The following is a 26,096-nucleotide window of genomic DNA, read 5'->3' on the forward strand; positions in this document are numbered from 1 at the left end:
AACAAGACATAACTTACTTAATATACTTGCTAAATTAAACGCAACGAATTATATAAGACTGAGGAATAATACTTTATGGTATGAGAGAAAAGGTATGAACTTCCTACAGTCGTTAAAATTTTCATCAAGTAGGAGGAAAAAGAGTTATGACAACCGAAACTTTGAACATTTCTGAAGAACAACTTGTTGATTATTCTAAAGCGCACAATGAACCTTCTTGGATGACAGAATTACGTCAAAAAGCGTTAAAATTAACAGAAACTTTAGAAATGCCTAAACCGGATAAAACTAAATTAAGAAAATGGGATTTCGATACTTTCAAACAACATAGCGTTGAAGGAAAAGTATTTAATGATTTATCTGAGCTTCCTGAAGCCATTAAAGAAATCATTGACGTTGAAAACTCTAAAAACTTAATTGTGCAACACAACAATGCTTTAGCATATGCTCAAGTATCAGAACAAGCTAAAAATAATGGAGTTATTATTGAAGGCTTAGCCGAAGCATTAGTAAACCATAGTGACTTAGTACAAAAATATCTAATGACTGATGCAGTGACAGTTGATGAACATCGTTTAACAGCGTTACACGCAGCATTAATCAATGGTGGCGCATTCGTCTACGTACCTAAAAACGTAGTAGTCGAAGACCCAGTACAATATGTCGTACTTCACGACGATGAAAACGCTAGTTTCTATAACCACGTAATCATCGCAACTGAAGAAAGCGCTGAAATCACATACGTTGAGAACTATCTATCAACAGTAAGTGGTGAAGGTAACCAACTTAACATTGTTTCTGAAGTTATTGCTGGCGCAAACTCAAATATCACTTATGGTTCAGTAGATTACCTTGATAAAGGTTTCACTGGTCATATTATCCGTCGTGGTACAACTGAAGCTGATGCCTCTATTAACTGGGCATTAGGTTTAATGAACGAAGGTAGCCAAATTATTGATAATACTACTAACTTAATTGGTGACCGTTCTACAAGTGAACTTAAATCAGTAGTCGTTGGTACTGGCGAACAAAAAATTAATTTAACTTCTAAAATTGTTCAATACGGTAAAGAAACAAATGGTTATATCTTAAAACACGGTGTAATGCTTGAAAGTGCATCATCAGTATTTAACGGTATTGGCCATATTAAACACGGTGGTACAAAATCTATTGCTAACCAAGAATCACGTGTATTAATGTTATCTGAAAATGCACGCGGTGACGCCAACCCAATCTTATTAATTGATGAAGATGATGTAGAGGCTGGACACGCAGCATCAGTTGGCCGAGTAGACCCTGAACAACTTTACTACTTAATGAGTCGTGGTATTTCGCAAAAAGAAGCTGAACGTTTAGTTATTCATGGTTTCTTAGATCCAGTTGTACGTGAATTACCAATTGAAGATGTTAAACGTCAATTAAGAGAAGTAATCGAACTTAAAGTAAATAAATAAATCATACGAGATTTTTAATAAAAGAAAGGTCGTGAACAAAGTGGCCGAAACTTCATTAAATATTGAGGAAATCATTAAAGACTTTCCAATATTAGAGCAAAAAGTTAATGGTAAACGCTTAGCCTACCTTGACTCAACAGCGACAAGCCAAACGCCGGTACAAGTGTTGAATGTAGTAGATGATTATTATAAACGCTATAATTCAAACGTTCACCGTGGTGTTCATACGCTTGGCTCATTAGCTACTGACGGCTATGAAAGCGCTCGTGAAACGGTTCGTCGTTTCATTAACGCTAAATATTTTGAAGAAATTATCTTCACAAGAGGTACAACTGCATCAATTAATATTGTAGCTCACAGTTATGGCGATGCGAATGTACAAGAGGGCGATGAAATTGTTGTAACAGAAATGGAACATCATGCGAATATTGTTCCTTGGCAACAACTTGCTAAACGTAAAAACGCATCTTTAAAATTCATTCCAATGACTGATGAAGGCGAATTAAAACTTGAAGACATTAAAGCGACAATTAACGATAATACTAAAATTGTCGCTATTGCACATGTATCTAATGTGCTCGGTACAATCAATGATGTGAAAGAAATCGCTAAGATTGCACATGAACATGGTGCGATTATAAGTGTTGATGGTGCTCAATCTGCGCCACATATGGATATTGATGTACAAGATTTAGATGCAGATTTCTTTAGTTTCAGTGGACACAAAATGTTAGGTCCAACTGGAGTTGGCGTGTTATATGGTAAACGAGATTTACTTAAAAACATGGAACCAGTTGAGTTTGGTGGCGACATGATTGATTTCGTAAGTAAATATGATGCCACATGGGCTGATTTACCTACTAAATTTGAAGCAGGTACGCCATTAATCGCACAAGCAATTGGCCTAGCAGAAGCTATCCGTTATATTGAAAAATTAGGATTCGATGCGATTCATCAACATGAAAAAGAACTTACTGAATATGCATACGATCAAATGTCATCCATTGACGGGCTTGAAATATACGGGCCACCTAAAGAGCGTCGTGCTGGTGTGATTACATTTAATTTAACTGATATTCACCCACACGATGTGGCTACAGCAGTAGATACAGAAGGTGTAGCGGTTAGAGCTGGACATCACTGTGCTCAACCACTAATGAAATGGTTAAACGTTTCATCTACTGCACGTGCAAGTTTCTATATTTATAACACTAAAGAAGATGTAGACCAACTTGTTGAAGCATTGAAACAAACGAAGGAGTTTTTCTCTTATGAATTTTAATAATTTAGATCAACTTTATAGATCTGTAATTATGGACCATTATAAGAATCCAAGAAACAAAGGCGTTTTAGACAATGGCTCAATGACTGTAGATATGAATAATCCAACTTGCGGTGACCGTATTAGATTAACGTTCGATATTCAAGATGGCATTATCAATGATGCTAAATTCGAAGGTGAAGGTTGTTCAATCTCAATGTCCAGTGCATCAATGATGACAGAAGCAGTTAAAGGTCATTCATTAGGTGAAGCTATGCAAATGAGTCAAGAGTTCACTAAGATGATGCTTGGTGAAGACTATGAAATTACTGAAGAAATGGGCGATATTGAGGCACTTCAAGGTGTATCTCAATTCCCAGCACGTATTAAGTGTGCAACATTAGCCTGGAAAGCTCTTGAAAAAGGTACGGTAGAAAAAGAAGGTAAAACAGAGGGCACTACTGAAGAGTAGTCAAATAACTTAGGATGTGGGGCAGAAATCTAATGTAAGTTAAAGATTTCGTTGTCCCAATCTCACAGTTAGTTTAAGCTCTTTTTTCTTACACATTTAACTTTTTACACTTGTGACTTTTTATGAAGGTTGCATATTGTTACAATGACAATAGACAATAACATAACTATTAAAAATCTCGCGCACGTCGTTTAAATATATTTAAGGAGTGATTGAAATGGCTAAAAAAGCACCTGATGTTGGAGATTACAAATATGGTTTCCACGATGAGGATGTTTCCATTTTCAGATCAGAACGTGGTTTAACAGAAAATATCGTTAGAGAAATTTCAAATATGAAGGAAGAGCCAGAATGGATGCTTGACTTCAGACTTAAAGCTTTAAAATTATTCTATAAAATGCCAATGCCTCAATGGGGTGGCGACTTATCAGAATTAAACTTTGATGACATCACATACTACGTTAAACCTTCAGAACATACTGAACGTTCTTGGGACGAAGTACCTGAAGAGATTAAACGTACATTTGATAAATTAGGTATCCCTGAAGCTGAACAAAAATATTTAGCAGGTGTATCTGCACAATATGAATCAGAAGTTGTTTATCACAACATGGAAAAAGAATTAGAAGAAAAAGGTATTATCTTTAAAGATACTGATAGTGCTTTACGTGAAAACGAAGATTTATTCAAAGAATACTTCGCTTCAGTTATTCCAGCTGCTGATAACAAATTTGCTGCACTTAACTCAGCTGTATGGTCAGGTGGATCATTCATCTATGTACCCAAAAACGTTAAATTAGATACGCCATTACAAGCGTACTTCCGTATTAACTCAGAAAACATGGGTCAATTCGAACGTACATTAATCATTGCTGACGAAGGCGCATCAGTAAACTACGTTGAAGGTTGTACTGCACCAGTTTATACAACTAGTTCATTACACTCAGCAGTAGTTGAAATTATCGTTCATAAAGATGCCCACGTACGTTATACTACGATCCAAAACTGGGCTAACAACGTTTATAACTTAGTTACTAAACGTACGTTTGTTCATGAAAATGGTAACATGGAATGGGTTGACGGTAACTTAGGTTCTAAGTTAACGATGAAATACCCTAACTGTGTACTATTAGGTGAAGGAGCGAAAGGTAGTACATTATCAATCGCTTTCGCAGGTAAAGGACAAGTTCAAGATGCTGGTGCTAAAATGATTCATAAAGCGCCAAACACATCTTCAACAATTGTGTCTAAATCTATTTCTAAAAATGGTGGTAAAGTTATCTATCGTGGTATCGTTCACTTCGGACGTAAAGCGAAAGGTGCACGTTCAAACATTGAATGTGATACTTTAATCTTAGATAATGAATCTACATCAGATACAATTCCTTACAACGAAGTGTTTAATGACAATATCTCATTAGAACACGAAGCGAAAGTATCTAAAGTATCTGAAGAACAATTATTCTACCTTATGAGCCGTGGTATTTCTGAAGAAGAAGCGACTGAAATGATCGTAATGGGCTTCATCGAACCATTCACTAAAGAATTACCAATGGAATACGCAGTAGAAATGAACCGTTTAATTAAATTTGAAATGGAAGGTTCTATCGGTTAATCTATCGATATTATCTACATTTCAAATATGCTTATAGAGTTATAGTTAAAGGTGTCCATCGTTTATCGATGGACACCTTTTTTTGGTTCTATATTAGAGGTTAGGACCTAATTTCCAAAATATTAGCTTAGAGATATTTCAATCACAAATCATCTCTAAGCTTTTATTTTTATCAATACTACATTAGTTACATGTATTTTTTAAAAAGTCTCTATAGTTTTATTGTTTCTTATAAAATTACCTTTTCACTTCACGCAAAAAGCCTCCATGCATAGCATGAAGACTTATCCGAGTCATTTCAAGAATGACCATTTCATACTCGAATTATAGATGTCTTTTCTTAATTAATCAACTTATTTTCCTTTTTATATCAAAGCACCATGAAAAAAGAATTAAACGAATTGAGGTGGTTCAAAACTCCTCAAATTTAATGTAACAGAATAACCGTCATAGTTAATTAATAAACAGTTAGGTTTTAATTCAACTCACATGGTTTTATTGATTAGCACCAGGTTCTCCCACATCATCAGCCATCCCTGGGCGACCTGTTTTTTTAGTTTCGTATTCCGCATGAGCTTGTTGCTCCTCAGTCCAACTACTACCATAATTAGAATCTGGTTGATTTCTTAATTGATTGGCACGGTCAGTTTCCCATTGCGATTGTTGATTAGTTTGCTGTGATGGTTGTTCTTGTGTAACTTGTTCTTGAGTTTGTTGTGATGGCTCTGAATATTGTTGAGTATTTGTATTTACTTGATTCTCACTAGTCTCGGTTGTTTCCTCATTTATAGACGTTTTATTTTCCGATGTTGTATCTTCTGAACTGTTTGATTTATCTTCGTTATTTTCTTCCTCTTCTTTGTCTTTTTTATGTTTTTTACTTAATTTACTATCTTCAGTTTTTTCATCATCGGCGTTGTTCACTAGGTCGCTGGATTTTTTATGATTATCACTGGATTTTGCCTCATTATACTTTTGACCACATGCCCCTAAAACTAATAAACTAGCGAATATTAAAACTAAAACCTTTTTCATTTTACGTTGTCCCCTTTGTTATTTTGTGCAAACTAGCTAATCGTAATGACTATTTATTTTAATACTTTTTAAAATAAAATTATAATATTGCTTTCTGCATAATTATATTATAAGCAAACCTTTATATATTTGCGATGTATTGTTTGAAACTTTTTGTAAATAACCAATTAATTTTATGTAAATGTGATTAAGCATTGATTTTCAAAGGTAATAAAATCAAGATTGAGACATTAATATAAAATTTGTATAACTTTTAATTTTGGAAGTAGTTAATTGAGATGAGATAATAAACTAGGAGACATCGACCTCTCAGTTTTTTGCTCACCACTTAGTTCTGCTTAAATCCTAAACACTTATGTCCCAATCTTCTCTAATTCTCAAAGTTTATGAAAAAATAGGGTAGGGAATATTTTAATAAAATGTACATATTATAATCGCAAGAGAGACAAAGGAGTTGAATATTATATGTGGCATTCAAATTCATTAACAGAGACGTTAAATATTAAATATCCAATTATTCAAGCAGGCATGGCAGGAAGTACGACGCCTGAATTAGTAGCGACAGTAAGTAATAAAGGCGGGCTTGGTTGTATCGGAGCAGGGTATTTTACTGCCGATAAGTTAGAGCAAGAAATACAGGAAGTTCGTTCAATGACAGCTCAACCATTTGGTGTAAATTTATTTGTGCCAAGTCGCAATAACTATACCCAGGATCAAGTTGAACATATGAATGCTTGGCTGAAACCGTATCGTAAAGCACTAGACCTTGAAGAACCGGTCGTAAATATTACTGAAGAACAACAATTTAGTAATGCCATTGATATGGTTATTAAACATAAAGTGCCGATTTGCTGTTTTACCTTTGGACTTCCAAGTCAAGAAACTATCTCTAAACTTAAACAAGCTAATGTAAAATTAGTCGGCACCGCTACATCGGTTGAAGAAGCCATTGAGAATGAACGTGCAGGTATGGATGTAGTGGTGGCACAAGGTAGTGAGGCTGGCGGTCATAGAGGATCATTCTTATCTAAGAATCAACAGTCTCAACCATTAATAGGCACAATGTCATTAGTACCTCAGGTCACTGAACATGTCTCAATACCTGTGATAGCAGCAGGTGGCATTATGGACAGCCGTGGTATATTAGCCAGTTTAATTCTTGGTGCGCAAGGCGTTCAGATGGGTACCGCATTTTTAACAACTGAAGAAAGTGGTGCCAATGAAGTAGTGAAACATGGAATTCTTAACAGTAAAGAAACAGATACTCGTGTGACAGATGTCTTCAGCGGTAAATTAGCACGTGGGATTAATAATGAATTTGCAGAATCATTGGCTAAATATGACGGTGAGATACCACCTTATCCAGTGCAGAATCAATTGACTAATACAATTAGAAAGACAGCTGCTGCGAAAGGGAATAGCGAATGGACGCATATGTGGAGTGGTCAATCACCTCGTTTAGCTAAGCGTCAACAAGTGAACCAATTGTTTGATGAGCTCGTCTCTCAAGTTGAGTCTCTACTACAAACAATGCATTAATAATTAATTTTTTGAAAATGAAGTCACAAAAACTATTCGAGTCCCTAAAGTTTAAGTTATGTAAAGATTGTATTGAACATATGATAACTTAAAAATGAATGTGGTATCATATAGCTGGTGATAAAAATGATTAACATAGGTCTTACCGGATGGGGAGATCACTACTCCTTATATGAGGATATGCAGCGACAGTCGGATAAATTACAGACATATGCCAGTCACTTTCCTATTGTTGAACTCGATGCCTCATATTATGCCATCCAACCAGAACGAAATATACAAAAATGGATTAAAGAAACACCTGACCGATTTGAATTTATAGTGAAAATTCATCAAGCGTTAACGCTACACGCAGATTATAAAGAATTTGCTGAGTCACGGGCGGAGTTATTTGAACAATTTAAGCTCATGCTTCAGCCACTGATTAAGCACAAAAAGTTAGCAATGGTATTAGTACAATTTCCACCTTGGTTTGATTGTACTGCTCAAAATATTAAATACATTTTATATGTAAGACAACAATTAGCAGATATACCGATGTGTGTAGAGTTCCGACATCAATCTTGGTTTAATGAGCAATTTAAAGAGCAGACATTAGCATTTTTAACAGAACATCAAATTATTCATTCGGTAGTAGATGAACCTCAAGTTAAAGAAGGTTCCGTTCCTTTAATCAACCGTATTACCGCTGAGAAAGCGTTTGTTCGCTACCACGGTAGAAATAAACAAGGTTGGACTAAAAAGGATATGACCGACCAAGAATGGCGCGATGTGCGATATTTATACAATTATAATAAACAAGAACTGACTGACTTAGCGAATAAAGTAAAAATACTAGAACATAAAGCTAAACAAGTTTATGTAGTGTTTAATAATAATTCCGGAGGCCATGCTGCCCAAAATGCGAAAACATACCAAGATCTATTAGATATAGAATATACAGGATTAGCACCACAACAATTAAAATTATTCTAAGAGGCGAAATATAATGTTAGTAACAATTATTTTATTAGTTATCATTGGGCTACTGTCAGCAGTTTTAGGTTCATTAGTAGGCATAGGCGGAGGAATTATTATTGTTCCGACACTTGTTTATTTAGGTGTAACACACCATATATTACACGGTATTACCACACAAATAGCCATTGGGACGTCATCTGTCATCTTAATCGTTACAGGCTTATCATCATCTATAGGCTATTTAAAAACGAAACAAGTTGATATTAAAAATGGTTCTATTTTTCTATTTGGTTTATTACCTGGGTCATTACTTGGTTCCTTTTTAAGTCGATATCTAACGCTAGATTCATTCAACTTATATTTTGGTATTTTTATGATCATAGTATCGATATTATTAATGGTCAGACATAAAATTAAACCATTTAAAATCTTTGATAAAGAGAAGTATCGTAGAACGTATATCGATGCAGAGGGTGTAACTTATCATTATAGCGTGCCACCTGTATTTGCTTTTTGTGCCACATTATTGATTGGTATTTTAACAGGTCTGTTTGGAATTGGCGGAGGCGCTTTGATGACGCCACTTATGTTAATAGTATTTCGCTTTCCACCTCATGTGGCAGTGGGTACAAGCATGATGATGATTTTCTTTTCAAGCGTGATGAGTTCAATAGGACATATCTTCCAAGGGCATGTGGCTTGGTCATATTCAATTGTCCTGATAATCTCTAGTTATATAGGGGCCCAAATTGGCGTTAGAGTGAACCGTTCAATTAAATCGGAAACCGTGGTTACACTGTTACGCACAGTTTTATTAATTATGGGTGTTTATTTAATCATTAAATCTTTTCTTTAAATATATATAGGGGGCATTTAATTGAAGTTAACAATTTATCATACTAATGACATTCACAGTCATTTAAACGAATATGCGCGTATTGCATCATATATGGCAGATTATAGACCGAAACTTCAACACCCCTCACTTTATTTAGATATTGGTGACCATGTAGATTTATCAGCGCCAGTCACACAAGCTACATTAGGTAGGAAAAATGTAGAACTTCTTAATGAATCGCAGTGTGATATTGCTACGATAGGTAACAACGAAGGCATGACTATTTCTCATGAAGCCTTAAATAATTTATATAATGAGGCGAAATTTAAAGTGATATGTGCAAATGTTATCGATGAAGAAGGACATTTACCGCATAATATTGCGACCTCTCATATAGAAGAAATTGAAGGCGTGCGCTTTTTATTTGTAGCTGCTACTGCGCCATTTACACCTTTTTATCGTGCATTAGACTGGATTGTTACTGATCCTTTAGAAGCGATTAAAGACGAAATTGCCAATCAACGTGGTAACTATGACATCCTTATTGTGATGAGTCATGTAGGCGTCTTTTTTGATGAAAAGTTATGCCAAGAAATACCTGAAATTGATGTCATATTAGGTAGTCATACACATCACCATTTTGATCATGGTCAAGTGAATAATGGTGTACTTATGGCGGCGGCCGGAAAATATGGTTACTACCTAGGTGAAGTGAATTTAACCATTGAAAACAAGCAGGTTGTTAATAAGACAGCTACACTTTATCCAGTTGATACCTTACCTGAGGTTGAAACCGATTATGACGTTGAAGGCAAGGCGTTAATGAGTGAGCCAGTCATCGATCATCCGGTAAATTTAACCAGTAAAACAGATGTCATCACAAAAGCGTCATATTTACTAGCAGAAAGTGTATATGAATTTACGCTTGCAGACTGTACAATAGTAAATGCTGGTCTTATCGTGAAGGGTGTCGAAGCGGATAAATTAACAGAATATGATATTCACAGAATGCTACCACATCCAATTAATTTAGTACGAATAAGACTTAAAGGTTCAGAACTTAAAAATGTGATTATTAAAAGTCAGAAACAGGAATATATCCGAGAACATGCACAAGGTCTTGGTTTCAGAGGCGATATTTTTGGCGGTTATATTTTATATAATTGTGGATTCATCAAATCTGAGGAGCGTTTCTTCGTTAATGGAGAGGAAATTCAAGATAATGCAACGTATACGCTCGGTACAGTCGACATGTACACGTTCGGCAGATATTTCCCAATGTTAAAAGGATCATCCATCGACTATTTAATGCCACAATTTTTAAGAGACATCTTTAAAGACAAATTAGTAAGAATGTAAAACGTTGCTTTGTTAAGGTGATTAGCGGTTAAGACAGAGAATATTGAAGAGAGTTTGAAAATTATAAGTTATTACATTTTAATTTAATGTAAATTTCGTTATAATAGTTAAAGATAGATTATACAGGAGGGTATACGTTGTTATGGCTACTAAAAATGAAGAAATCTTACGTAAACCAGATTGGTTGAAAATTAAGCTTAACACGAACGAAAACTATATTGGCCTCAAGAAAATGATGCGCGAAAAAAATCTACATACAGTTTGCGAAGAAGCAAAATGTCCAAATATACATGAGTGTTGGGGAGCTAGACGTACAGCTACATTTATGATTTTAGGTGCGGTATGTACAAGAGCTTGCCGTTTCTGTGCAGTAAAAACAGGTCTACCAAATGAATTAGATTTAAACGAACCAGAACGTGTAGCAGAATCAGTTGAATTAATGAATCTTAAACACGTAGTTATCACAGCTGTTGCGCGTGATGATTTAAGAGACGCAGGTTCAAACGTGTATGCAGAAACAGTACGTAAAGTACGTGCGCGTAATCCATACACTACAATCGAAATCTTACCATCAGATATGGGTGGTGACTATGAAGCACTTGAAACATTAATGGCTTCTAAACCTGATATCTTAAACCACAACATCGAAACAGTTCGTCGATTAACTCCAAGAGTTCGTGCACGTGCGACTTACGACAGAACTTTAGAATTCTTACGTCGTTCTAAAGAATTACAACCAGATATCCCTACTAAATCAAGCTTTATGGTTGGTTTAGGAGAAACATTAGAAGAAATTTACGAAACAATGGACGATCTTCGTGCAAATGATGTAGACATTCTAACAATTGGCCAATACTTACAACCATCTCGTAAGCATTTAAAAGTTGAAAAATACTATACACCATTAGAATTTGGTAAATTAAGAAAAGTAGCTATGGATAAAGGTTTCAAACATTGTGAAGCTGGACCAATGGTACGTAGTTCATACCACGCAGATGAACAAGTTAATGAAGCCGCTAAAGAAAAACACCGTTTAGGCGAAGAACAATTACAACAAAACTAATATAGTTTATTTAAACTGATTATTTAAAGCTTAGGTTGCATATTTCAAATGAAATGGTGTGATCTAAGTTTTTATTATACGAATTAAAGGTGACAAATTATGATTAAAGTAGATCAACAGTATTTTGAAATAATTGAAGACTATAGAGATTGCTTTGATGAAGAATTATTTGCGACAAGATACTCAGATATTTTAGACAAGTATGATTATGTGGTAGGCGATTTCGGCTATGATCAGCTACGTTTAAAAGGATTCTATAAAGATGCTAATAAAAAAGCGGAAATCTCTAAGCGTTTCTCAAGTATACAAGATTACATTTTAGAATATTGTAACTTTGGATGCCCTTACTTTGTATTAAGACATTTATCGAATAAAGAGATACAGAGAATAGAACAAGAGAATGATGACCTCGTATTAGGGGAAGCAGAAGATAAATTGCAAGATGTAAAGATAAAACCTAGTATTCAAGAAGTGAAAAACAATAACTAAATATTAACTAATTAAAAAAGCTTTTAAACCAAATAGAGACTAGAGCATTCATAGGTTAACCGTACAATGTCATCCAATCTCGTGGTTTAAAAGCTTTTATTTTAAAAATTTAAAAAGGCTATTGAATCACTTGGTTTAAGTATTCAATAATTTCATCACTTTCTTCTTGGCTTACGCCTAAAATATGTGCAATATAACCTTCTTCTTCTATGTCATCAGTTCCTATAATTCCAAATTTATTGGTTTGCATATTGAGAACTAGCATTTTACCATAATGACGATCAGTTTGAATTAGCATTAAATCATAACGGCTATGTTCACCAACAAAGCCTACAAATTGTACTTGGCTTTGCTCCTCGTCGTCATATAAATACATATCTATCATAAGAGATAAAACTCCTTCTATTAATGTGATTAAATTTAGTATAACGACAAATGAATACCTATGCAAAACTGTGATATGATAGACATATTAAGAGGTGACAGACATGTATTTTGTAGATAAAGATAAACTAACGTTAAAACTTGAATATTTAAACCAGTTAACTAAAGATTATGAAGAGCACAAAGCCAACCATTATGCATTTGAACGTATTGCACAAATGTTAATTGAATCTTCTGTTGATATTGGCAATATGATTATTGATGGTTTTATACTAAGAGACCCCGGAAATTATAAAGACGTAATTGATATCTTAGAGTTAGAAGACGTTATTACTAAAGAGACACAGCAACATATCAATGAAACTATAGAAGTTAGAAAACAGTTTGCTCATAATTATACTGAACTTGATAATAATGTTATTCGACCACTTTTCGATAAAACGCTCCCTTATTATAAACAATTTATTCAAGAAGTAATTCAATTTCTTGAGAAAGAGAGTGTTCCAGTTACTGCTTTTGGAAAAGGAGAAAATAAGTAATGAAAAATTATAAAGGTTATTTAATCGATTTAGATGGAACAATGTATTTAGGCACAGATGAAATTGATGGCGCAGCACAATTTATCGATTATTTAAATAACAATAATATTCCTCACTTATATGTAACAAATAATTCTACTAAAACGCCTGAGGAAGTAACTCACAAATTAAAAGAGATGCATATTGATGCGAAACCTGATGAAGTAGTAACGTCTGCTTTAGCAACGGCTAACTTTATCGCTCAAGAACAAAGCGATGCGACGGTTTATATGCTAGGTGGTAGTGGTTTAAGAACAGCGCTGACTGAAGCAGGCTTGACAGTTAAAGATGATGAGAACGTAGATTATGTTGTTATTGGATTGGATGAACAAGTTACTTATGAAAAGTTAGCAGTAGCAACGTTAGCAGTTCGTAAAGGCGCACGATTTATTTCTACTAATCCAGATGTTTCAATTCCTAAAGAGCGTGGTTTCTTACCAGGTAACGGTGCCATTACCAGTGTAGTGAGTGTTTCAACTGGTCAAGCACCACAATTCATTGGTAAACCAGAACCGGTTATCATGGATATTGCGTTAGACATTTTGAAATTAGACAAATCTGACGTAGCTATGGTTGGTGATTTATACGATACAGATATTATGTCTGGAATGAATGTAGGCGTCGATACGATTCATGTTCAAACTGGCGTTACATCATATGAAGAACTTTTAGAAAAAGACAAACAACCAACTTATTCATTTAAAGATTTAAATGTAGCTATTTCTGAATTAGAAAAAGCATTGAAATAAATCAAAGGGGTGACTCTTTTATGGGAAAGATATTAGTCACACGTAAAATACCTGAGCAATTTATCGAGCAATTAGAACAATTAGGTGACGTTCACATGTGGGATGACGAATTTGAACCTATGCCACGTGCACAATTTTTAACTGAGTTAGAAGACGCAGACGCATGTTTTATTACTTTAAGTGAAAAAATTGATAAAGAAAGTATTGAACATGCGAAGAACGTTAAAATAATCGCTAATATGGCAGTAGGGTACGATAATATTGACGTAGCATTGGCTAATCAAAATGGTATCGTTATTACCAATACACCTAATGTGTTAACGGAAACAACTGCGGAATTAGGATTTACTTTAATGTTAACGGTTGCGCGTCGTATTATTGAAGCACAACAATATGTGCAAAATAGCCAATGGAAAAGTTGGGGACCGTATTTATTATCCGGAAAGGATGTTCACGGTTCAACTGTAGGTATTTATGGTATGGGCGATATTGGTAGAAGTTTTGCACGTAGACTTCAAGGCTTTAATACTACAATCCTCTACCATAATCGTTCAAGACATGAAGATGCTGAACGTCAGTTAAATGCACAATATGTCTCATTTGAAGAACTATTAGAACGAAGCGACTTTGTAATTTGTACGGCTCCATTAACCCCAGAAACGGCAAATAAATTCGATGAAAAAGCATTTTCAAAAATGAAAAATGATGCCATCTTTATCAATATTGGTCGTGGGGCAATCGTAGACGAGGAAGCTCTAGTTAATGCATTGAATAATAATGAGATTGGCGGTTGTGGACTCGATGTATTACGAGAAGAACCTATTCGTCTCGACCATCCATTGCTCAAAATGCAAAATGTTGTAATATTGCCACATATTGGTAGCGCATCGGTAGTAACGCGAGATCGAATGATTCAATTATGTGTAGACAATATTGAAGCCGTTCTCCAAGGGAAAGCGCCTGAAACACCAGTTAAAACTAAATAGGTATTCAAGTAACTTCTTATTGTAGTGGTAGATATTCCATCTAAAACAATAAGAAGTTTTTTCTATCTTGGTTCAACTAACAGTTTTGTTATGCCCTATGTCATTGTGATGTAGACGAATAAGTACTAATATAATGAATATCAATAAGGTGGTAAAACAAGAAATTATATTTAGAGTTAATACTTGCAACAATAGTGATTGACAACAATTTTAAGTGACTCTACATAAACTTTTTTAAAATTTAATTTGCCATAGAAATAGGTATTGCTTATAATAAGGTGTAAAAATAAAATATAAATTTTGTATTTAAAAACTTTGTTTTACAATACTTTCTGGGAAATGAAGCTTTCTAAGAACTTAAAACTCATACGCTAGAAAATGATAGTGAGGTGCAATTTTGCATTGAAAGAAAATAATAACAAAGCAATGCTATTTTTCGAAAAAGCTAAACCATACTTATTAACCCTACTGTATTTAGCTATATTTATTGCGTTGTATCTTATTTATGGATCCGGCGACACACACAATAATTTCATATATAACGAATTCTAATAAGGAGTCAAATTATGTCAGATATCATAAATTTAATAAATGACTTTAGTCAAAACAATCCTGATCGTATTGCAATTAGACATAAAGATGATGAATTAACGTATCAACAGTTAATAGACGAATCAAGTAAATTAGCACATTTACTACAAGATACGCATAAACCTCTAGTGCTATATGGTCATATGTCACCCTATATGATAGTGGGAATGATAGGTGCGATTAAAGCCGGTTGTGGCTATGTGCCAATTGATACGTCGGTTCCAACTGATCGTGTTCACATGATTATCAAGCAAGTAGAACCAGAATTTATTTTAAATACAACGGAAACGCCAATAGCTAATCATGAGGCTAAAGAAATCACTATTCAAGATGTTCAAAACTCTGACTATCCAACGGTGTTTGATAGCCAAATGGCGCTTACAAACGTGGTATATACTATTTTCACATCAGGATCTACTGGAGAACCTAAAGGTGTTCAAATCGAATATGCAAGTTTAGTAGAGTTTGCAGAATGGATGGTTTCGTTAAATGAATCTAATGAACCACAAGAGTGGCTTAACCAAGCCCCATTCTCATTCGACTTATCCGTAATGGCAATTTATCCATGCTTAACATCTGGTGGTACTTTAAACTTAGTAGATAAAGATATGATTAATAAACCTAAATTGTTAAACGACATGTTAGTTAACACACCAATTAATGCTTGGGTATCAACACCGTCATTTATGGAAATGTGTTTATTGCTTCCAAATCTTAATGAAAGTGCCTATCCAAGTTTGAATCACTTCTTCTTCTGTGGAGAAATCTTGCCGCATAGAACAGCAAAAGCATTATTAGACAGATATCCTCATGCAGTGGTTTATAATACTTATGGTCCGACTGAAGCGACTGTAGCTGTGACTAGTGTTAAAATCACGCCAGACGTTATTGAAACGTATAATCCACTACCAGTGGGCGTAGCGCGACCTAACACGACGTTATCTACAACAGATGAAGGCGAACTTATCATTAAAGGTAACAGTGTCAGCTTAGGGTATTTAAATAATAAAGCTAAAACTGAAGCGGTATTTAACTTTGAAGATGGTATTCGACTTTATCATACAGGTGATAAAGCTATTGAAAAGGATGGCCTTTGGTTTATTCAAGGACGTATCGACTTCCAAATTAAACTCAACGGCTATCGTATGGAACTTGAAGAAATTGAAACACAGCTTAGACAATCACAATATGTACGAGAAACAATCGTCGTACCAATTTATAAAAATAATAAAGTTGTTCACTTAGTAGGGGCTATTGTGCCTACTGAAGAAGTTAAAGATGATTTAGAAATGACTAGACAAATTAAATCCGAACTCAAATCTCGCTTACCAGAATATATGATTCCAAGAAAATTTGTTTGGATGGACCAACTTCCATTAACTTCAAACGGAAAGCTTGATCGTAAACAAGTAGCTGAGGATATTAACGCATGATCCCTTATGGCACGTTTACCTTCTTCTTAGTTGCTTTTATAGTACTTTTACCAGTCATCATACTCGGATTTTTAGGTAAGCGAAGTTATATCTACAACGGTATAAGTACAGCAATTATGATAGTCATTATTTTTTCATCAGATAAACACAACCTGTTTGATAATAAATACTTAAGTATTCAGTTACTGTGTTTCGTTATTTATCTGATTTGGCAAGTAGCACTCATCATGGGTTATTATCATTCAAGACAAAAGAATAATACCTTCACTAAATTTGTTATTGTTATGGTATTATCTATCTTGCCATTAGCAATTGTTAAGGTTTTACAAAGTTCATGGCTAGGTGGACATCAAATTCACTTCCATGAGCATAAATTAATTGAATTTGTAGGTTTCTTAGGTATTTCATACGTTACGTTTAAAAGCGTTCAACTTATCATGGAAATTAGAGATGGTTCAATAAAAGAAATTAAAGTAGGTAAGTTACTTCAATTTATTTCTTTCTTCCCAACCGTGTCTTCTGGACCGATTGATCGATACAAACGTTTTGTTAAAGACGATAAGAAAGTGCCTACAGGAGAACAGTACAGAGCGTTAGTAGCTAAAGCAATTCATATGATTATGCTTGGTTTCCTTTATAAATATATTCTCGCTTATTTGATTAATTCTTACGCAATCCATCCATTATTAATGGATTTACATGGTTTCACACATAAATGGTTATATATGTATGCGTATAGTTTCTATTTATTCTTTGACTTTGCAGGTTATAGTTTATTTGCGGTAGCGATTAGTTATCTTTATGGTATTAATACGCCTCCAAACTTTAAACAACCATTTAAAGCACGTAATATTAAAGACTTCTGGAATAGATGGCATATGTCATTATCATTCTGGTTTAGAGATTGTATCTATATGCGTACGCTCTTCTACATGTCACGTAAGAAATTAATGAAAAGTCAGTTTGCGATGTCTAATTTCGCATTCTTGTTAAACTTTTTCATCATGGGCGTATGGCATGGCCTAGAGTTATTCTATATTGTATACGGTATCTATCATGGCCTCATGTTTATTGGCTATGGATACTATGAACGTTGGAGAAAGAAACATCCAGCTCGTTGGCAAAATGGTTTTACTACAGCTTTGAGTATCATCATCACATTCCATTTTGTAGCATTTGGATTTTTAATCTTTTCAGGAAAATTAATATAAAAGGAGTTATAAATTATGGAATTTAGAGAAGAAGTATTAAATTTATTAGCTGATGTTGCGGAAAATAATGTGGTAAAAGAAAACCCTGATGTTGAAATTTTTGAAGAGGGCATCATTGATTCATTCCAAACAGTAGGTTTATTACTTGAAATTCAAAATAGACTAGGTATCGAAGTATCAATTATGGACTTTGATCGTGATGAGTGGGCAACTCCTAATAAAATTGTTGAAGCTTTAGAAGAACTAAGATGAAAATAAAGCCATTTTTACCAATTATTATCAGCGGCGCGTTATTTTTAGCGTTTGTACTATTACCTGCAAGTTGGTTTACAGGTTTAGTAACTAATAAAGCAGTCGCTGATAATAGAATTTCTTTAACTGACCAAGTACTCAAAGGTACGCTCATTCAAAATAAAATGTTCAGTAGTAATAAATATTATCCTGTTTATGGATCGAGTGAATTAAATAAAAAAGATCCATTTAACCCAGCGATAGCATTACATAATAGAAAAGATACGAAACCAGTCTTCTTAGTAGGTACTGGTGGGAATACGGATTTAATTAATGCGATTGAATTAGCCGGTCAATATGATCAGTTAAAAGGGAAAAAGATGACATTTATTATTTCACCTCAATGGTTTAGTACGCATGGCGTCAACGATAGAGATATTGCTGCACGTACAACACCAAATCAAATTAATCAGTTATTTCAACAAAAAGATATGCCTTCTGAATTAAAAGAAAGATATGCGAAACGTCTATTGAAATTCAAAAGTACAACGAATAAACCATTTTTAAAAGAAGTTGTTAAAAGTCATGGAGAAGTAGATGGTAATTATGTTTCTCGTTTCAAAGAGAACCAACTTCTAAAAATTGAAGCGATAAAAACATATTTCTCTTTAGATAAATCACCTTTATCAGATGTAAGTCCGATGACTAAACCGGATGCATCTTGGGAAACTATGCAAGATAAAGCAGTTCAACTTGGTGAAAAACGTTCTTCTTCTAATGACTATGGTATCCGTAATGAATATTGGAACAAATTAACGCATAAGAAACCGATGAATCATCGTAAATATGAATTTAAAATGAATTCTCCAGAGTTTAATGATTTATCATTACTTGTAGATACGATGCATCATGCGGGCGCCGATGTTCAATACGTGATTTTACCTGTTAATGGTAAATGGTATGATCATTTAAATATTCATCGTTCAACACGTGAACCTGTTTATAATAAAATTCATCAAACTGTAGTAGATCATGGTGGTAAAGTTTACGACATGTCAGACAAAGACTATGAAAAATATGTTCTTAGTGATGTCGTTCACGTTGGTTGGAAAGGTTGGGCATATATGAATGAACATATCGCTCAACATATGAAAGATGATGAATCTAAAACGTCACATAAACAACAATAATAAAAAAACTGAGGCTGAGCCATTAATAAAAAATGGTTCAGCCTTTAGTTATGGCAGTAATTGTCTGAAATGAAGATGTGTTCGAGCCTCACTTTCTTCATTTCTAGTCAACCTTGCCGGGGCGGAACAACGAAATCTTTGAAATTACATTAGATTTCTGTCACCACTCCCTAGATTTCTGTCCTACTCTCTAGATTCTGTCTCGCTCCCTAGATTTCTGTTTCGCTCCCAGTTTTAATATAAGGTATTCTATTATTTTAGAAATGCGAGATATAAAATGACTCCCATCGAAGTATAAGTTACTTTGATAGGAGTCATATTGGTCTTACCATAAATATATAATACGAGACGCTTAGAAGACTTGTTCTACTTCGATAACGCCTGGAACTTCTTCGTGTAGTGCGCGTTCAATACCAGCTTTTAATGTGATTGTTGAGCTTGGACAAGTACCGCAAGCTCCGTGTAATTGTAATTTCACGATGCCGTCTTCAACATCTATTAATGTACAGTCTCCGCCGTCACGTAATAAAAAAGGACGTAAACGTTCAATAACTTCAGCTACTTGATCAAACATTGTTGCATTCTCAGTAGGCATGAGATATGTCTCCTTTCAAGTATATTACTTCATAATTCCATTATTTATTTATTATAATAGATAAAGTAAGAAAAATCTATAAAACAAGACGGGGGATTTAAGTATGACCAAAGTGAGTGTAGTAGTGTACGGTGCTGATGTGGTCTGTGCCAGTTGTGTGAACGCACCAACATCTAGAAATACATTTGAATGGATTCAACCTTTATTAGAAAGAAAATATCCAGATATTCAGTTTGAATATACGTATATCGATTTTCAAAACCAAACTGAAAATCTTAGCGACCATGACCAACACTATATTGAGCAACTAGAAGAAGATGAATTATTTTATCCATTAATTACCATGAACGATGAATATGTTGCGGACGGATATATTCAAACAAAGCAATTAACCAACTTTGTAGATAAACATTTTGCGAACAATGAAAATAAATAGATAATAAATAAAATAGCGAGGCTAGACTTTTTAACCTTTATTTTAAAACCTAAAGAGCATTTAAACGCTTTATCTTACGTCATAATTTGTGCAACAACGTAAGTAGGTAAATCTTAGTTATTCTGTCTAGACCTCGCTTTTATCATTTCAATCAAATAAATGATGAATGTGCGTTAACCATTATGATATTTATATAACCATAGTACACCTGATTTGAGAATATGGGCTAAACGACCTGTAACAGTGCGGTCCATAATATAGGCAAAGCCTTTCTTCTCACCGAGCGAACCTAAGAAACCTTGTACTTTAAGTTCAGGCATCTTCTCTGGTAATGCTTCATTGTTCCATTGTTTTTTAAGTACATCTGCAATTTGGTCGCCTTGTAACTCGGCTAGTTGAGCACTTGGCGCGTGAGGTAAGTCAGCACAATCACCTACGACATAGACGTTTTTATATGTAGGTACTTGATGATATTGGTTAATAATTACGCGACCACTACGATTAATATCGATAGGTAAGTGTCTTACTACTTCAACCGGTTGAATTCCGGCAGTCCAAACGACTAAATCTACTTCTTCAGGTGATCCATTATTATAGATTTTACCCGGCTCTACTTTGTCGATAAGTGAGTTCGGTACAACTTTAACTTTATTTTCACGGAACCATTTCGCAATATAATTACTTAATTTTTCCGGAAAATTTCTTAAAATTCGTTCGCCACGATCATACAAAATCACTTCTAAATCTTCACGACTTTCACGTAATTCACTAGCTAGTTCAATCCCGCTTAAGCCAGCACCAACAATACCAACGCTAGCGCCACTTGGCAATTCACTAATATTATGGAAGGTTTCACGTGCTTTAGATAATGTTTGAATACTGTGTGTGTATTCTTCAGCGCCAGGAACATTATGATATTTATCTTCACAACCTAAGCCGATAACTAATTCATCATAGTCAACTTTAGTATTTCCAACTGAAACGATTTGAGAATCTAAGTCAATATCGCTAATCTCACCATAAATAGTGTTAATACGTTCGAAATCTGGAAAATTCATACGTACATCGCTATCAGATTTTGTGCCCGCAGCTAGCGCATAAAACTCAGGTTTTAATCCGTGGAAAGGCATGCGATCAATTAATGTTAATGTATAGTCTTCCGGTAAAGCCTCAGGAAGAATTCGCGACATAATGCGCATATTGCCATAACCGCCACCAAGTAATACTAAATTTTTCATATGTTATACCCCTTTTTATATGATTTGCGATTCCGTTATGAAACGAAAACGACTACCCTTTAAATAAGACAAAATGTGTTAAATTGCTTCATCATCGATATTAAAATAACCAATGGATAAAGTTGTTTATAGATTACATTTCATTGCCCCTTACAATTAAATGTATTATTTATATAAATTTATTATATCTGTTTTTTAGAATGACTACAATCAAAGTCCTGAGTACAATAATAAAGGAATCATAACATTTACCATTAGATTTTTTACACTTTGGCAAATGAAAAGTTGAGCTAGTCTAATGCAGTAGAAAGTAAGATTTGTTATAATAATGTAATTAAAAATATGAAGAAGGTGAAGTATGTTTCCATTAGTTGAATTCTGCATATCGAATATGGCAAAAGGCGGAGACTATGTTTATGATAAATTAGACAATGATCCGGACGTGGATGTGTTAGAATATGGATGCTTGAACAATTGTGGTACATGCTCATGTGGGTTGTATGCGTTAGTAGATGGTGATACTGTTGAAGGTGACACACCAGATGATTTATTAAAGAAAATTTATAAACATATAGAAGACAATGATTTTACAAATCTATTATAGGGGGAACAATGATGCCAACTGTAACATTAACTGAAGCTGCTGCGTACGAAGTAAAAGACATGTTAAAAAGCAATGATATGGAAGACGGCTATTTAAAAATTAAAGTCAACGGCGGTGGTTGTACTGGACTAACATATGGAATGTCTGCAGAAGAACAACCAGGCGAAAATGACGAAGTTTTAGAGTTTTACGGCTTAAAAGTATTAGTCGATAAATATGATGTACCTGTATTAAATGGGACAACTGTTGATTTTAAACAATCATTAATGGGTGGCGGTTTCCAAATCGACAACCCAAATGCTATTGCTTCATGTGGTTGTGGTAGTTCATTTAGAACTGCTAAAGTGGCAGGAAATCCTGAAAATTGTTAAACCATTTTAAAATGAAAAAATTTTAAAAAGTTCGATTATATATTCTAGATTTAAGTATAAGACGATTATTTTAAATATAGTCTTGTTGTTGCTTGAAAATGTAGTGTAAAAGCTATAAAATTGAATATGGATTGAACTTTGTCTTTTTTGTGAACTAAAGTTCATAAAACTGAATTGAAAAACAAAGTGTTGACTAAGACTATAAATAGGGATGAACAGTTAGGTTAAGTGCAAAGTTTATGGTAAATCAGACTAACAGATATTGAATGAAATATAATGTACGGTCTGAGCTTTGTTATGTTCTGAAATTTGTAGCCTTTATCTACATTTAAGAAAATAATTATGAAAGCTTAGGTGAATGAAATGGCACAAGATCGTAAAAAAGTACTAGTACTAGGTGCTGGTTACGCTGGTTTACAAACAGTAACTAAATTACAAAAAGAACTTTCTGCAGATGAAGCGGAAATCACTTTAATCAACAAAAACAAATATCACTATGAAGCAACTTGGTTACATGAAGCTTCAGCTGGTACTTTAAATTATGAAGATTTAATTTATCCAATTGAAAGTGTAATTAAAGAAGATAAAGTTAAATTTATCAACGCTGAAGTAACTAAAATCGACCGTAACGCTAAAAAAGTAGAAACTAATCACGGTATTTATGACTACGATATTTTAGTAGTAGCATTAGGTTTCGAAAGTGAAACATTTGGCATCGACGGTATGAAAGACCACGCTTTCCAAATTGAAAACATCGAAACTGCACGTCGTTTATCTCGTCATATCGAAGATAAATTCGCAAACTATGCAGCTTCTAAAGAAAAAGACGATAAAGACTTAGCTATCTTAGTTGGTGGCGCTGGCTTTACAGGTATTGAATTCTTAGGTGAATTAACTGAAAGAATTCCTGAATTATGTAGCAAATACGGCGTAGATCAAAACAAAGTTAAATTAACTTGTGTTGAAGCTGCTCCAAAAATGTTACCAATGTTCTCTGACGAATTAGTTAACTATGCAGTTAACTATTTAGAAGATCGCGGCGTTGAATTCAAAATCGCTACACCAATCGTTGCTTGTAACGAAAAAGGTTTCGTTGTAAAAATCAACGATCAAGAACAACAATTAGAAGCAGGTACTGCTATCTGGGCTGCCGGTGTACGTGGTAGTAAATTAATGGAAGAATCATTTGAAGGCGTTAAACGTGGCCGTATCGTGACTAAACAAGATTTAACAATCGAAGGTCATGACGACATCTTTGTAATCGGTGATGTTTCTGCGTTTATCCCAGCAGGTGAAGAACGTCCATTACCAACTACAGCTCAAATCGCTATGCAACAAGGTGAACACGTTGCTAAAAATATTAAAAACATCTTAAACGGTCAAGCTGCAGAAGAATTTGAATATGTTGACCGTGGTACAGTATGTTCATTAGGTTCTCATGACGGTGTAGGTATCGTTTACGGTAGAGATATTACTGGTAAAAAAGCTGCCTTCATGAAGAAAGTTATTGATACACGTGCCGTATTCAAAATCGGTGGCGTAGGCTTAGCATTCAAAAAAGGTAAATTCTAAGTTTTAATAAAATCAATATAATAGAGAAGCTGAGGCGTTTATATATAAATGTCTCAGCTTTTTTAGGTATGAATTTTATAAGATGAAGAGACTTTGAAACCATCCTTTATTCATCTATAATCAACTTTACTAGGGTAGAACGACGAAATCTTCGAAATTACATTTACTATTCAACAGAAAGGGTGCTACACAATGATCAACTTCAATTTTAATCAACATGAGCACATCGACACTGAAGTATTAATTATAGGCGTACCAGACCATATTAACCAACTTGGTACAGTGCAATATAATAATCATGATTTAACGCAACGTATTGATGAGTATCGCCATCATCATATTATTCACAATACGCTAGGTAAAGTCGCTTCAACCGTCTTGCCACTAGAAGATGAATCTAAACGCTTAATTACAGTTGGATTAGGTAATTTAAAGACGTTAAATTATACTGATTTATTAAAAGTATTTGGCAACTTGTTCCAATTTTTAAAAGAAGAACATGTCACGGATGCTGAATTATTATTTGATACATTTATCTCTAAACAGATCACTCAAGATAAAATCATCGAAGTATTAGGTCTCCAAAGTGAACAAGCCATATATACTTTTGATAATTATAAATCTGATAAAAAAGTTCCGTACAAGTTAGACTTACATATCACTACACAAGATACACATCTTGAGACGCAATTGAAACAAGGCATAATTGTAGGCCAATCTATCAATCTTGCGCGTGATTTCAGCAATATGCCGCCTAATATTTTAACGCCAAGTTACTTTGCGGACGAAGTGGCAGAGCATTTTAAAGAAACGAAAGTCAAAGTGGATATTAAAGACGGAGAAACCCTGTTGTCAGAGGGATTTGGTCTTATTCACGCAGTAGGTAAGGGTTCCATCAACCCACCGGCAGTGATTACGTTAACGTATAATGGTGCTATAGGAGATGAGGCACCGATTGCCTTAGTTGGTAAAGGGATTACTTATGATTCTGGTGGTTACAGTATTAAGTCTAAAGTTGGCATGCAGACGATGAAATTTGATATGTGTGGCGCAGCGAATGTTGTGGGAATGATTGAAGCGGCTTCCCGTCTTGAATTACCAATTAATATTGTAGGGGTGATTGCTTCCGCTGAAAATATGATTAGCAATAATGCTATGAAACCCGACGATGTCTTTACAGCGTTAAGCGGGGAAACAGTTGAAATGCTAAATAGCGATGCTGAAGGACGAATGGTATTAGCAGATGCTGTATTCTATGCGAACCAATTCCAACCACGTATTATTTTAGATTTTGCGACGCTAACAGGTGCAGCCATTGTAGCATTAGGAGAAGATAAAGCAGCATTGTTTAATTCTCATGCTGACAATGAAATTCAAGAGATTTTAGCTAGTGCAAGAGCGATGGATGAACTGGCCTTTGAGTTACCTATCACCAACACTGAACAACGTTTAATTCGTCGTTCTGACGTAGCCGATTTAGTCAATCATACAAATGGTCAAGGCAAAGCTTTATTTGCAGCCACATTTATTACACATTTTAGTGGCACGACACCTCATATCCATTTTGATATTGCAGGACCAGCTACGACTCATACTAATATTTTTAAAGGGCCTAAAGGTCCTACAGGAAGTATGATTACAACCGTTCTAAATTGGTTACGTAACTAAATATTTTAATCAACAGGCCTAAATAGTATTAAGAGTATAGAGCAGTAGTGTGTGTTTAAGATTAAGCCTCACTACTGTTTTTTTATAGAGTACTCGCTTCCTTGAAAATTGGCGCATTGACAATAGTTAATCGAGTTGGTATGATAAATCACATAATTATTTACTTTAGTTCGG

27 protein-coding genes are annotated in these 26,096 nt (G+C 34.5%); 23 read left to right on the top strand and 4 right to left on the bottom strand.

The features are described 5' to 3' along the window. Positions 1 to 146 precede the first annotated feature (146 nt). From sufD to sufB, 4 genes are all read left to right on the top strand, one after another. Positions 147 to 1,454: a Fe-S cluster assembly protein SufD gene (gene sufD / locus HS848_RS01495; RefSeq protein ID WP_198611008.1), complete on the top strand. Its 1,308-nt coding sequence runs from the start codon at positions 147 to 149 to the stop codon at positions 1,452 to 1,454. 31 nt (positions 1,455 to 1,485) lie between these two features. Next, positions 1,486 to 2,736, top strand: coding sequence for a cysteine desulfurase (locus tag HS848_RS01500; RefSeq protein WP_198611009.1), 1,251 nt, complete (start codon positions 1,486 to 1,488; stop codon positions 2,734 to 2,736). Beyond that, on the top strand, positions 2,726 to 3,187 hold the full coding sequence (gene sufU, locus HS848_RS01505) for a Fe-S cluster assembly sulfur transfer protein SufU (protein WP_103167020.1): 462 nt from the start codon (positions 2,726 to 2,728) through the stop codon (positions 3,185 to 3,187). The genes HS848_RS01500 and sufU overlap by 11 nt, the downstream gene beginning before the upstream one ends. A gap of 217 nt (positions 3,188 to 3,404) precedes the next feature. After that, positions 3,405 to 4,802, top strand: a complete 1,398-nt coding sequence (gene sufB / locus HS848_RS01510) for a Fe-S cluster assembly protein SufB (RefSeq protein ID WP_107507407.1) — start codon at positions 3,405 to 3,407, stop codon at positions 4,800 to 4,802. A 495-nt stretch (positions 4,803 to 5,297) separates the two neighbouring features. Here the strand turns inward: sufB and HS848_RS01515 are convergent, their stop codons facing one another. Next, positions 5,298 to 5,837, bottom strand: a complete 540-nt coding sequence (locus HS848_RS01515) for a hypothetical protein (protein WP_198611010.1) — start codon at positions 5,835 to 5,837, stop codon at positions 5,298 to 5,300. A 465-nt stretch (positions 5,838 to 6,302) separates the two neighbouring features. Between HS848_RS01515 and HS848_RS01520 the strand changes: the two genes are divergently transcribed. The 6 genes from HS848_RS01520 to HS848_RS01545 all read left to right on the top strand — a co-directional run bounded on the left by HS848_RS01520 (position 6,303) and on the right by HS848_RS01545 (position 12,085). After that, positions 6,303 to 7,376, top strand: a complete 1,074-nt coding sequence (locus HS848_RS01520; protein WP_198611011.1) for an NAD(P)H-dependent flavin oxidoreductase — start codon at positions 6,303 to 6,305, stop codon at positions 7,374 to 7,376. Between the two features lie 126 nt (positions 7,377 to 7,502). After that, positions 7,503 to 8,351, top strand: coding sequence for a DUF72 domain-containing protein (locus HS848_RS01525; RefSeq protein WP_198611012.1), 849 nt, complete (start codon positions 7,503 to 7,505; stop codon positions 8,349 to 8,351). Positions 8,352 to 8,364: 13 nt separating this feature from the next. Beyond that, positions 8,365 to 9,192, top strand: coding sequence for a sulfite exporter TauE/SafE family protein (locus tag HS848_RS01530; protein WP_198611013.1), 828 nt, complete (start codon positions 8,365 to 8,367; stop codon positions 9,190 to 9,192). 21 nt (positions 9,193 to 9,213) lie between these two features. Beyond that, the gene (locus HS848_RS01535; RefSeq protein ID WP_198611014.1) at positions 9,214 to 10,533 is read left to right on the top strand and encodes a bifunctional metallophosphatase/5'-nucleotidase; all 1,320 of its coding nucleotides are present in this window, start codon (positions 9,214 to 9,216) and stop codon (positions 10,531 to 10,533) included. 142 nt (positions 10,534 to 10,675) lie between these two features. Next, on the top strand, positions 10,676 to 11,596 hold the full coding sequence (gene lipA, locus HS848_RS01540; RefSeq protein ID WP_103166410.1) for a lipoyl synthase: 921 nt from the start codon (positions 10,676 to 10,678) through the stop codon (positions 11,594 to 11,596). Between the two features lie 99 nt (positions 11,597 to 11,695). Continuing rightward, complete coding sequence (locus HS848_RS01545) at positions 11,696 to 12,085, top strand: YutD family protein (protein ID WP_198611015.1); 390 nt, start codon at positions 11,696 to 11,698, stop codon at positions 12,083 to 12,085. 118 nt (positions 12,086 to 12,203) lie between these two features. Here the strand turns inward: HS848_RS01545 and HS848_RS01550 are convergent, their stop codons facing one another. Next, positions 12,204 to 12,470 (bottom strand): DUF3055 domain-containing protein, encoded by a 267-nt coding sequence (locus tag HS848_RS01550; protein ID WP_198611016.1) that lies wholly within the window; start codon positions 12,468 to 12,470, stop codon positions 12,204 to 12,206. 103 nt (positions 12,471 to 12,573) lie between these two features. Between HS848_RS01550 and HS848_RS01555 the strand changes: the two genes are divergently transcribed. From HS848_RS01555 to dltD, 8 genes are all read left to right on the top strand, one after another. Next, complete coding sequence (locus tag HS848_RS01555; protein WP_198611017.1) at positions 12,574 to 13,008, top strand: DUF86 domain-containing protein; 435 nt, start codon at positions 12,574 to 12,576, stop codon at positions 13,006 to 13,008. Next, positions 13,008 to 13,796, top strand: a complete 789-nt coding sequence (locus HS848_RS01560) for a TIGR01457 family HAD-type hydrolase (protein ID WP_198611018.1) — start codon at positions 13,008 to 13,010, stop codon at positions 13,794 to 13,796. The genes HS848_RS01555 and HS848_RS01560 overlap by 1 nt, the downstream gene beginning before the upstream one ends. A gap of 20 nt (positions 13,797 to 13,816) precedes the next feature. Then, entirely contained in the window at positions 13,817 to 14,782 is a 966-nt protein-coding gene (locus tag HS848_RS01565; protein WP_198611019.1) for a 2-hydroxyacid dehydrogenase, read from the top strand. Positions 14,783 to 15,208: 426 nt separating this feature from the next. After that, on the top strand, positions 15,209 to 15,334 hold the full coding sequence (locus tag HS848_RS01570) for a teichoic acid D-Ala incorporation-associated protein DltX (RefSeq protein ID WP_167409772.1): 126 nt from the start codon (positions 15,209 to 15,211) through the stop codon (positions 15,332 to 15,334). A gap of 14 nt (positions 15,335 to 15,348) precedes the next feature. After that, the gene (dltA, locus tag HS848_RS01575) at positions 15,349 to 16,806 is read left to right on the top strand and encodes a D-alanine--poly(phosphoribitol) ligase subunit DltA (RefSeq protein ID WP_198611020.1); all 1,458 of its coding nucleotides are present in this window, start codon (positions 15,349 to 15,351) and stop codon (positions 16,804 to 16,806) included. Further along, positions 16,803 to 18,017, top strand: a complete 1,215-nt coding sequence (dltB, locus tag HS848_RS01580; RefSeq protein ID WP_198611021.1) for a D-alanyl-lipoteichoic acid biosynthesis protein DltB — start codon at positions 16,803 to 16,805, stop codon at positions 18,015 to 18,017. The genes dltA and dltB overlap by 4 nt, the downstream gene beginning before the upstream one ends. A 15-nt stretch (positions 18,018 to 18,032) precedes the next feature. Beyond that, positions 18,033 to 18,269 carry a D-alanine--poly(phosphoribitol) ligase subunit 2 gene (gene dltC, locus HS848_RS01585; RefSeq protein ID WP_103166402.1) on the top strand — a complete coding sequence of 79 codons (237 nt, stop codon included), beginning with the start codon at positions 18,033 to 18,035 and terminating at the stop codon, positions 18,267 to 18,269. Then, a complete protein-coding gene (dltD, locus tag HS848_RS01590) occupies positions 18,266 to 19,438 on the top strand; it encodes a D-alanyl-lipoteichoic acid biosynthesis protein DltD (RefSeq protein ID WP_198611022.1) in 1,173 nt (390 codons plus the stop codon). Before dltC ends, dltD begins: the two co-directional genes overlap by 4 nt. Before the next feature lie 352 nt (positions 19,439 to 19,790). Here the strand turns inward: dltD and HS848_RS01595 are convergent, their stop codons facing one another. After that, on the bottom strand, positions 19,791 to 20,033 hold the full coding sequence (locus HS848_RS01595; RefSeq protein WP_103166400.1) for a NifU family protein: 243 nt from the start codon (positions 20,031 to 20,033) through the stop codon (positions 19,791 to 19,793). A gap of 103 nt (positions 20,034 to 20,136) precedes the next feature. On the opposite strand from HS848_RS01595, the gene HS848_RS01600 reads away from it, so the two are divergent. Then, positions 20,137 to 20,469, top strand: coding sequence for a YuzD family protein (locus HS848_RS01600; protein ID WP_103166399.1), 333 nt, complete (start codon positions 20,137 to 20,139; stop codon positions 20,467 to 20,469). Positions 20,470 to 20,642: 173 nt separating this feature from the next. On the opposite strand, the gene HS848_RS01605 is transcribed toward HS848_RS01600, so the two are convergent. Next, positions 20,643 to 21,707, bottom strand: coding sequence for an NAD(P)/FAD-dependent oxidoreductase (locus HS848_RS01605; RefSeq protein ID WP_198611023.1), 1,065 nt, complete (start codon positions 21,705 to 21,707; stop codon positions 20,643 to 20,645). Positions 21,708 to 22,065: 358 nt separating this feature from the next. Between HS848_RS01605 and HS848_RS01610 the strand changes: the two genes are divergently transcribed. The 4 genes from HS848_RS01610 to HS848_RS01625 all read left to right on the top strand — a co-directional run bounded on the left by HS848_RS01610 (position 22,066) and on the right by HS848_RS01625 (position 25,922). Next, positions 22,066 to 22,311: a YuzB family protein gene (locus HS848_RS01610; protein WP_198611024.1), complete on the top strand. Its 246-nt coding sequence runs from the start codon at positions 22,066 to 22,068 to the stop codon at positions 22,309 to 22,311. 11 nt (positions 22,312 to 22,322) lie between these two features. Continuing rightward, on the top strand, positions 22,323 to 22,682 hold the full coding sequence (locus tag HS848_RS01615; RefSeq protein ID WP_107507424.1) for a HesB/IscA family protein: 360 nt from the start codon (positions 22,323 to 22,325) through the stop codon (positions 22,680 to 22,682). A 363-nt stretch (positions 22,683 to 23,045) separates the two neighbouring features. After that, complete coding sequence (locus tag HS848_RS01620; protein WP_198611025.1) at positions 23,046 to 24,254, top strand: NAD(P)/FAD-dependent oxidoreductase; 1,209 nt, start codon at positions 23,046 to 23,048, stop codon at positions 24,252 to 24,254. A gap of 195 nt (positions 24,255 to 24,449) precedes the next feature. After that, positions 24,450 to 25,922 (top strand): M17 family metallopeptidase, encoded by a 1,473-nt coding sequence (locus tag HS848_RS01625; protein WP_408642064.1) that lies wholly within the window; start codon positions 24,450 to 24,452, stop codon positions 25,920 to 25,922. The last annotated feature ends 174 nt before the right edge of the window (positions 25,923 to 26,096 follow it).

It is taken from the genome of Staphylococcus caledonicus, assembly GCF_016238465.1.
Taxonomy (GTDB): Bacteria; Bacillota; Bacilli; order Staphylococcales; family Staphylococcaceae; genus Staphylococcus; species Staphylococcus caledonicus.

Coding starts and splice junctions, on each gene's coding strand:
- HS848_RS01555 (WP_198611017.1), top strand. CDS start 12,574: ATGTATTTTGTAGATAAAGATAAACTAACGTTAAAACTTGAATATTTA.
- dltA (WP_198611020.1), top strand. CDS start 15,349: ATGTCAGATATCATAAATTTAATAAATGACTTTAGTCAAAACAATCCT.
- lipA (WP_103166410.1), top strand. CDS start 10,676: ATGGCTACTAAAAATGAAGAAATCTTACGTAAACCAGATTGGTTGAAA.
- sufB (WP_107507407.1), top strand. CDS start 3,405: ATGGCTAAAAAAGCACCTGATGTTGGAGATTACAAATATGGTTTCCAC.
- sufD (WP_198611008.1), top strand. CDS start 147: ATGACAACCGAAACTTTGAACATTTCTGAAGAACAACTTGTTGATTAT.
- HS848_RS01595 (WP_103166400.1), bottom strand. CDS start 20,033: ATGCCTACTGAGAATGCAACAATGTTTGATCAAGTAGCTGAAGTTATT.
- HS848_RS01605 (WP_198611023.1), bottom strand. CDS start 21,707: ATGAAAAATTTAGTATTACTTGGTGGCGGTTATGGCAATATGCGCATT.
- HS848_RS01620 (WP_198611025.1), top strand. CDS start 23,046: ATGGCACAAGATCGTAAAAAAGTACTAGTACTAGGTGCTGGTTACGCT.
- HS848_RS01615 (WP_107507424.1), top strand. CDS start 22,323: ATGCCAACTGTAACATTAACTGAAGCTGCTGCGTACGAAGTAAAAGAC.
- HS848_RS01610 (WP_198611024.1), top strand. CDS start 22,066: ATGTTTCCATTAGTTGAATTCTGCATATCGAATATGGCAAAAGGCGGA.
- HS848_RS01565 (WP_198611019.1), top strand. CDS start 13,817: ATGGGAAAGATATTAGTCACACGTAAAATACCTGAGCAATTTATCGAG.
- dltC (WP_103166402.1), top strand. CDS start 18,033: ATGGAATTTAGAGAAGAAGTATTAAATTTATTAGCTGATGTTGCGGAA.
- dltB (WP_198611021.1), top strand. CDS start 16,803: ATGATCCCTTATGGCACGTTTACCTTCTTCTTAGTTGCTTTTATAGTA.
- HS848_RS01600 (WP_103166399.1), top strand. CDS start 20,137: ATGACCAAAGTGAGTGTAGTAGTGTACGGTGCTGATGTGGTCTGTGCC.
- HS848_RS01520 (WP_198611011.1), top strand. CDS start 6,303: ATGTGGCATTCAAATTCATTAACAGAGACGTTAAATATTAAATATCCA.
- dltD (WP_198611022.1), top strand. CDS start 18,266: ATGAAAATAAAGCCATTTTTACCAATTATTATCAGCGGCGCGTTATTT.
- HS848_RS01560 (WP_198611018.1), top strand. CDS start 13,008: ATGAAAAATTATAAAGGTTATTTAATCGATTTAGATGGAACAATGTAT.
- HS848_RS01550 (WP_198611016.1), bottom strand. CDS start 12,470: ATGATAGATATGTATTTATATGACGACGAGGAGCAAAGCCAAGTACAA.
- HS848_RS01515 (WP_198611010.1), bottom strand. CDS start 5,837: ATGAAAAAGGTTTTAGTTTTAATATTCGCTAGTTTATTAGTTTTAGGG.
- HS848_RS01545 (WP_198611015.1), top strand. CDS start 11,696: ATGATTAAAGTAGATCAACAGTATTTTGAAATAATTGAAGACTATAGA.
- sufU (WP_103167020.1), top strand. CDS start 2,726: ATGAATTTTAATAATTTAGATCAACTTTATAGATCTGTAATTATGGAC.
- HS848_RS01530 (WP_198611013.1), top strand. CDS start 8,365: ATGTTAGTAACAATTATTTTATTAGTTATCATTGGGCTACTGTCAGCA.
- HS848_RS01570 (WP_167409772.1), top strand. CDS start 15,209: ATGCTATTTTTCGAAAAAGCTAAACCATACTTATTAACCCTACTGTAT.
- HS848_RS01525 (WP_198611012.1), top strand. CDS start 7,503: ATGATTAACATAGGTCTTACCGGATGGGGAGATCACTACTCCTTATAT.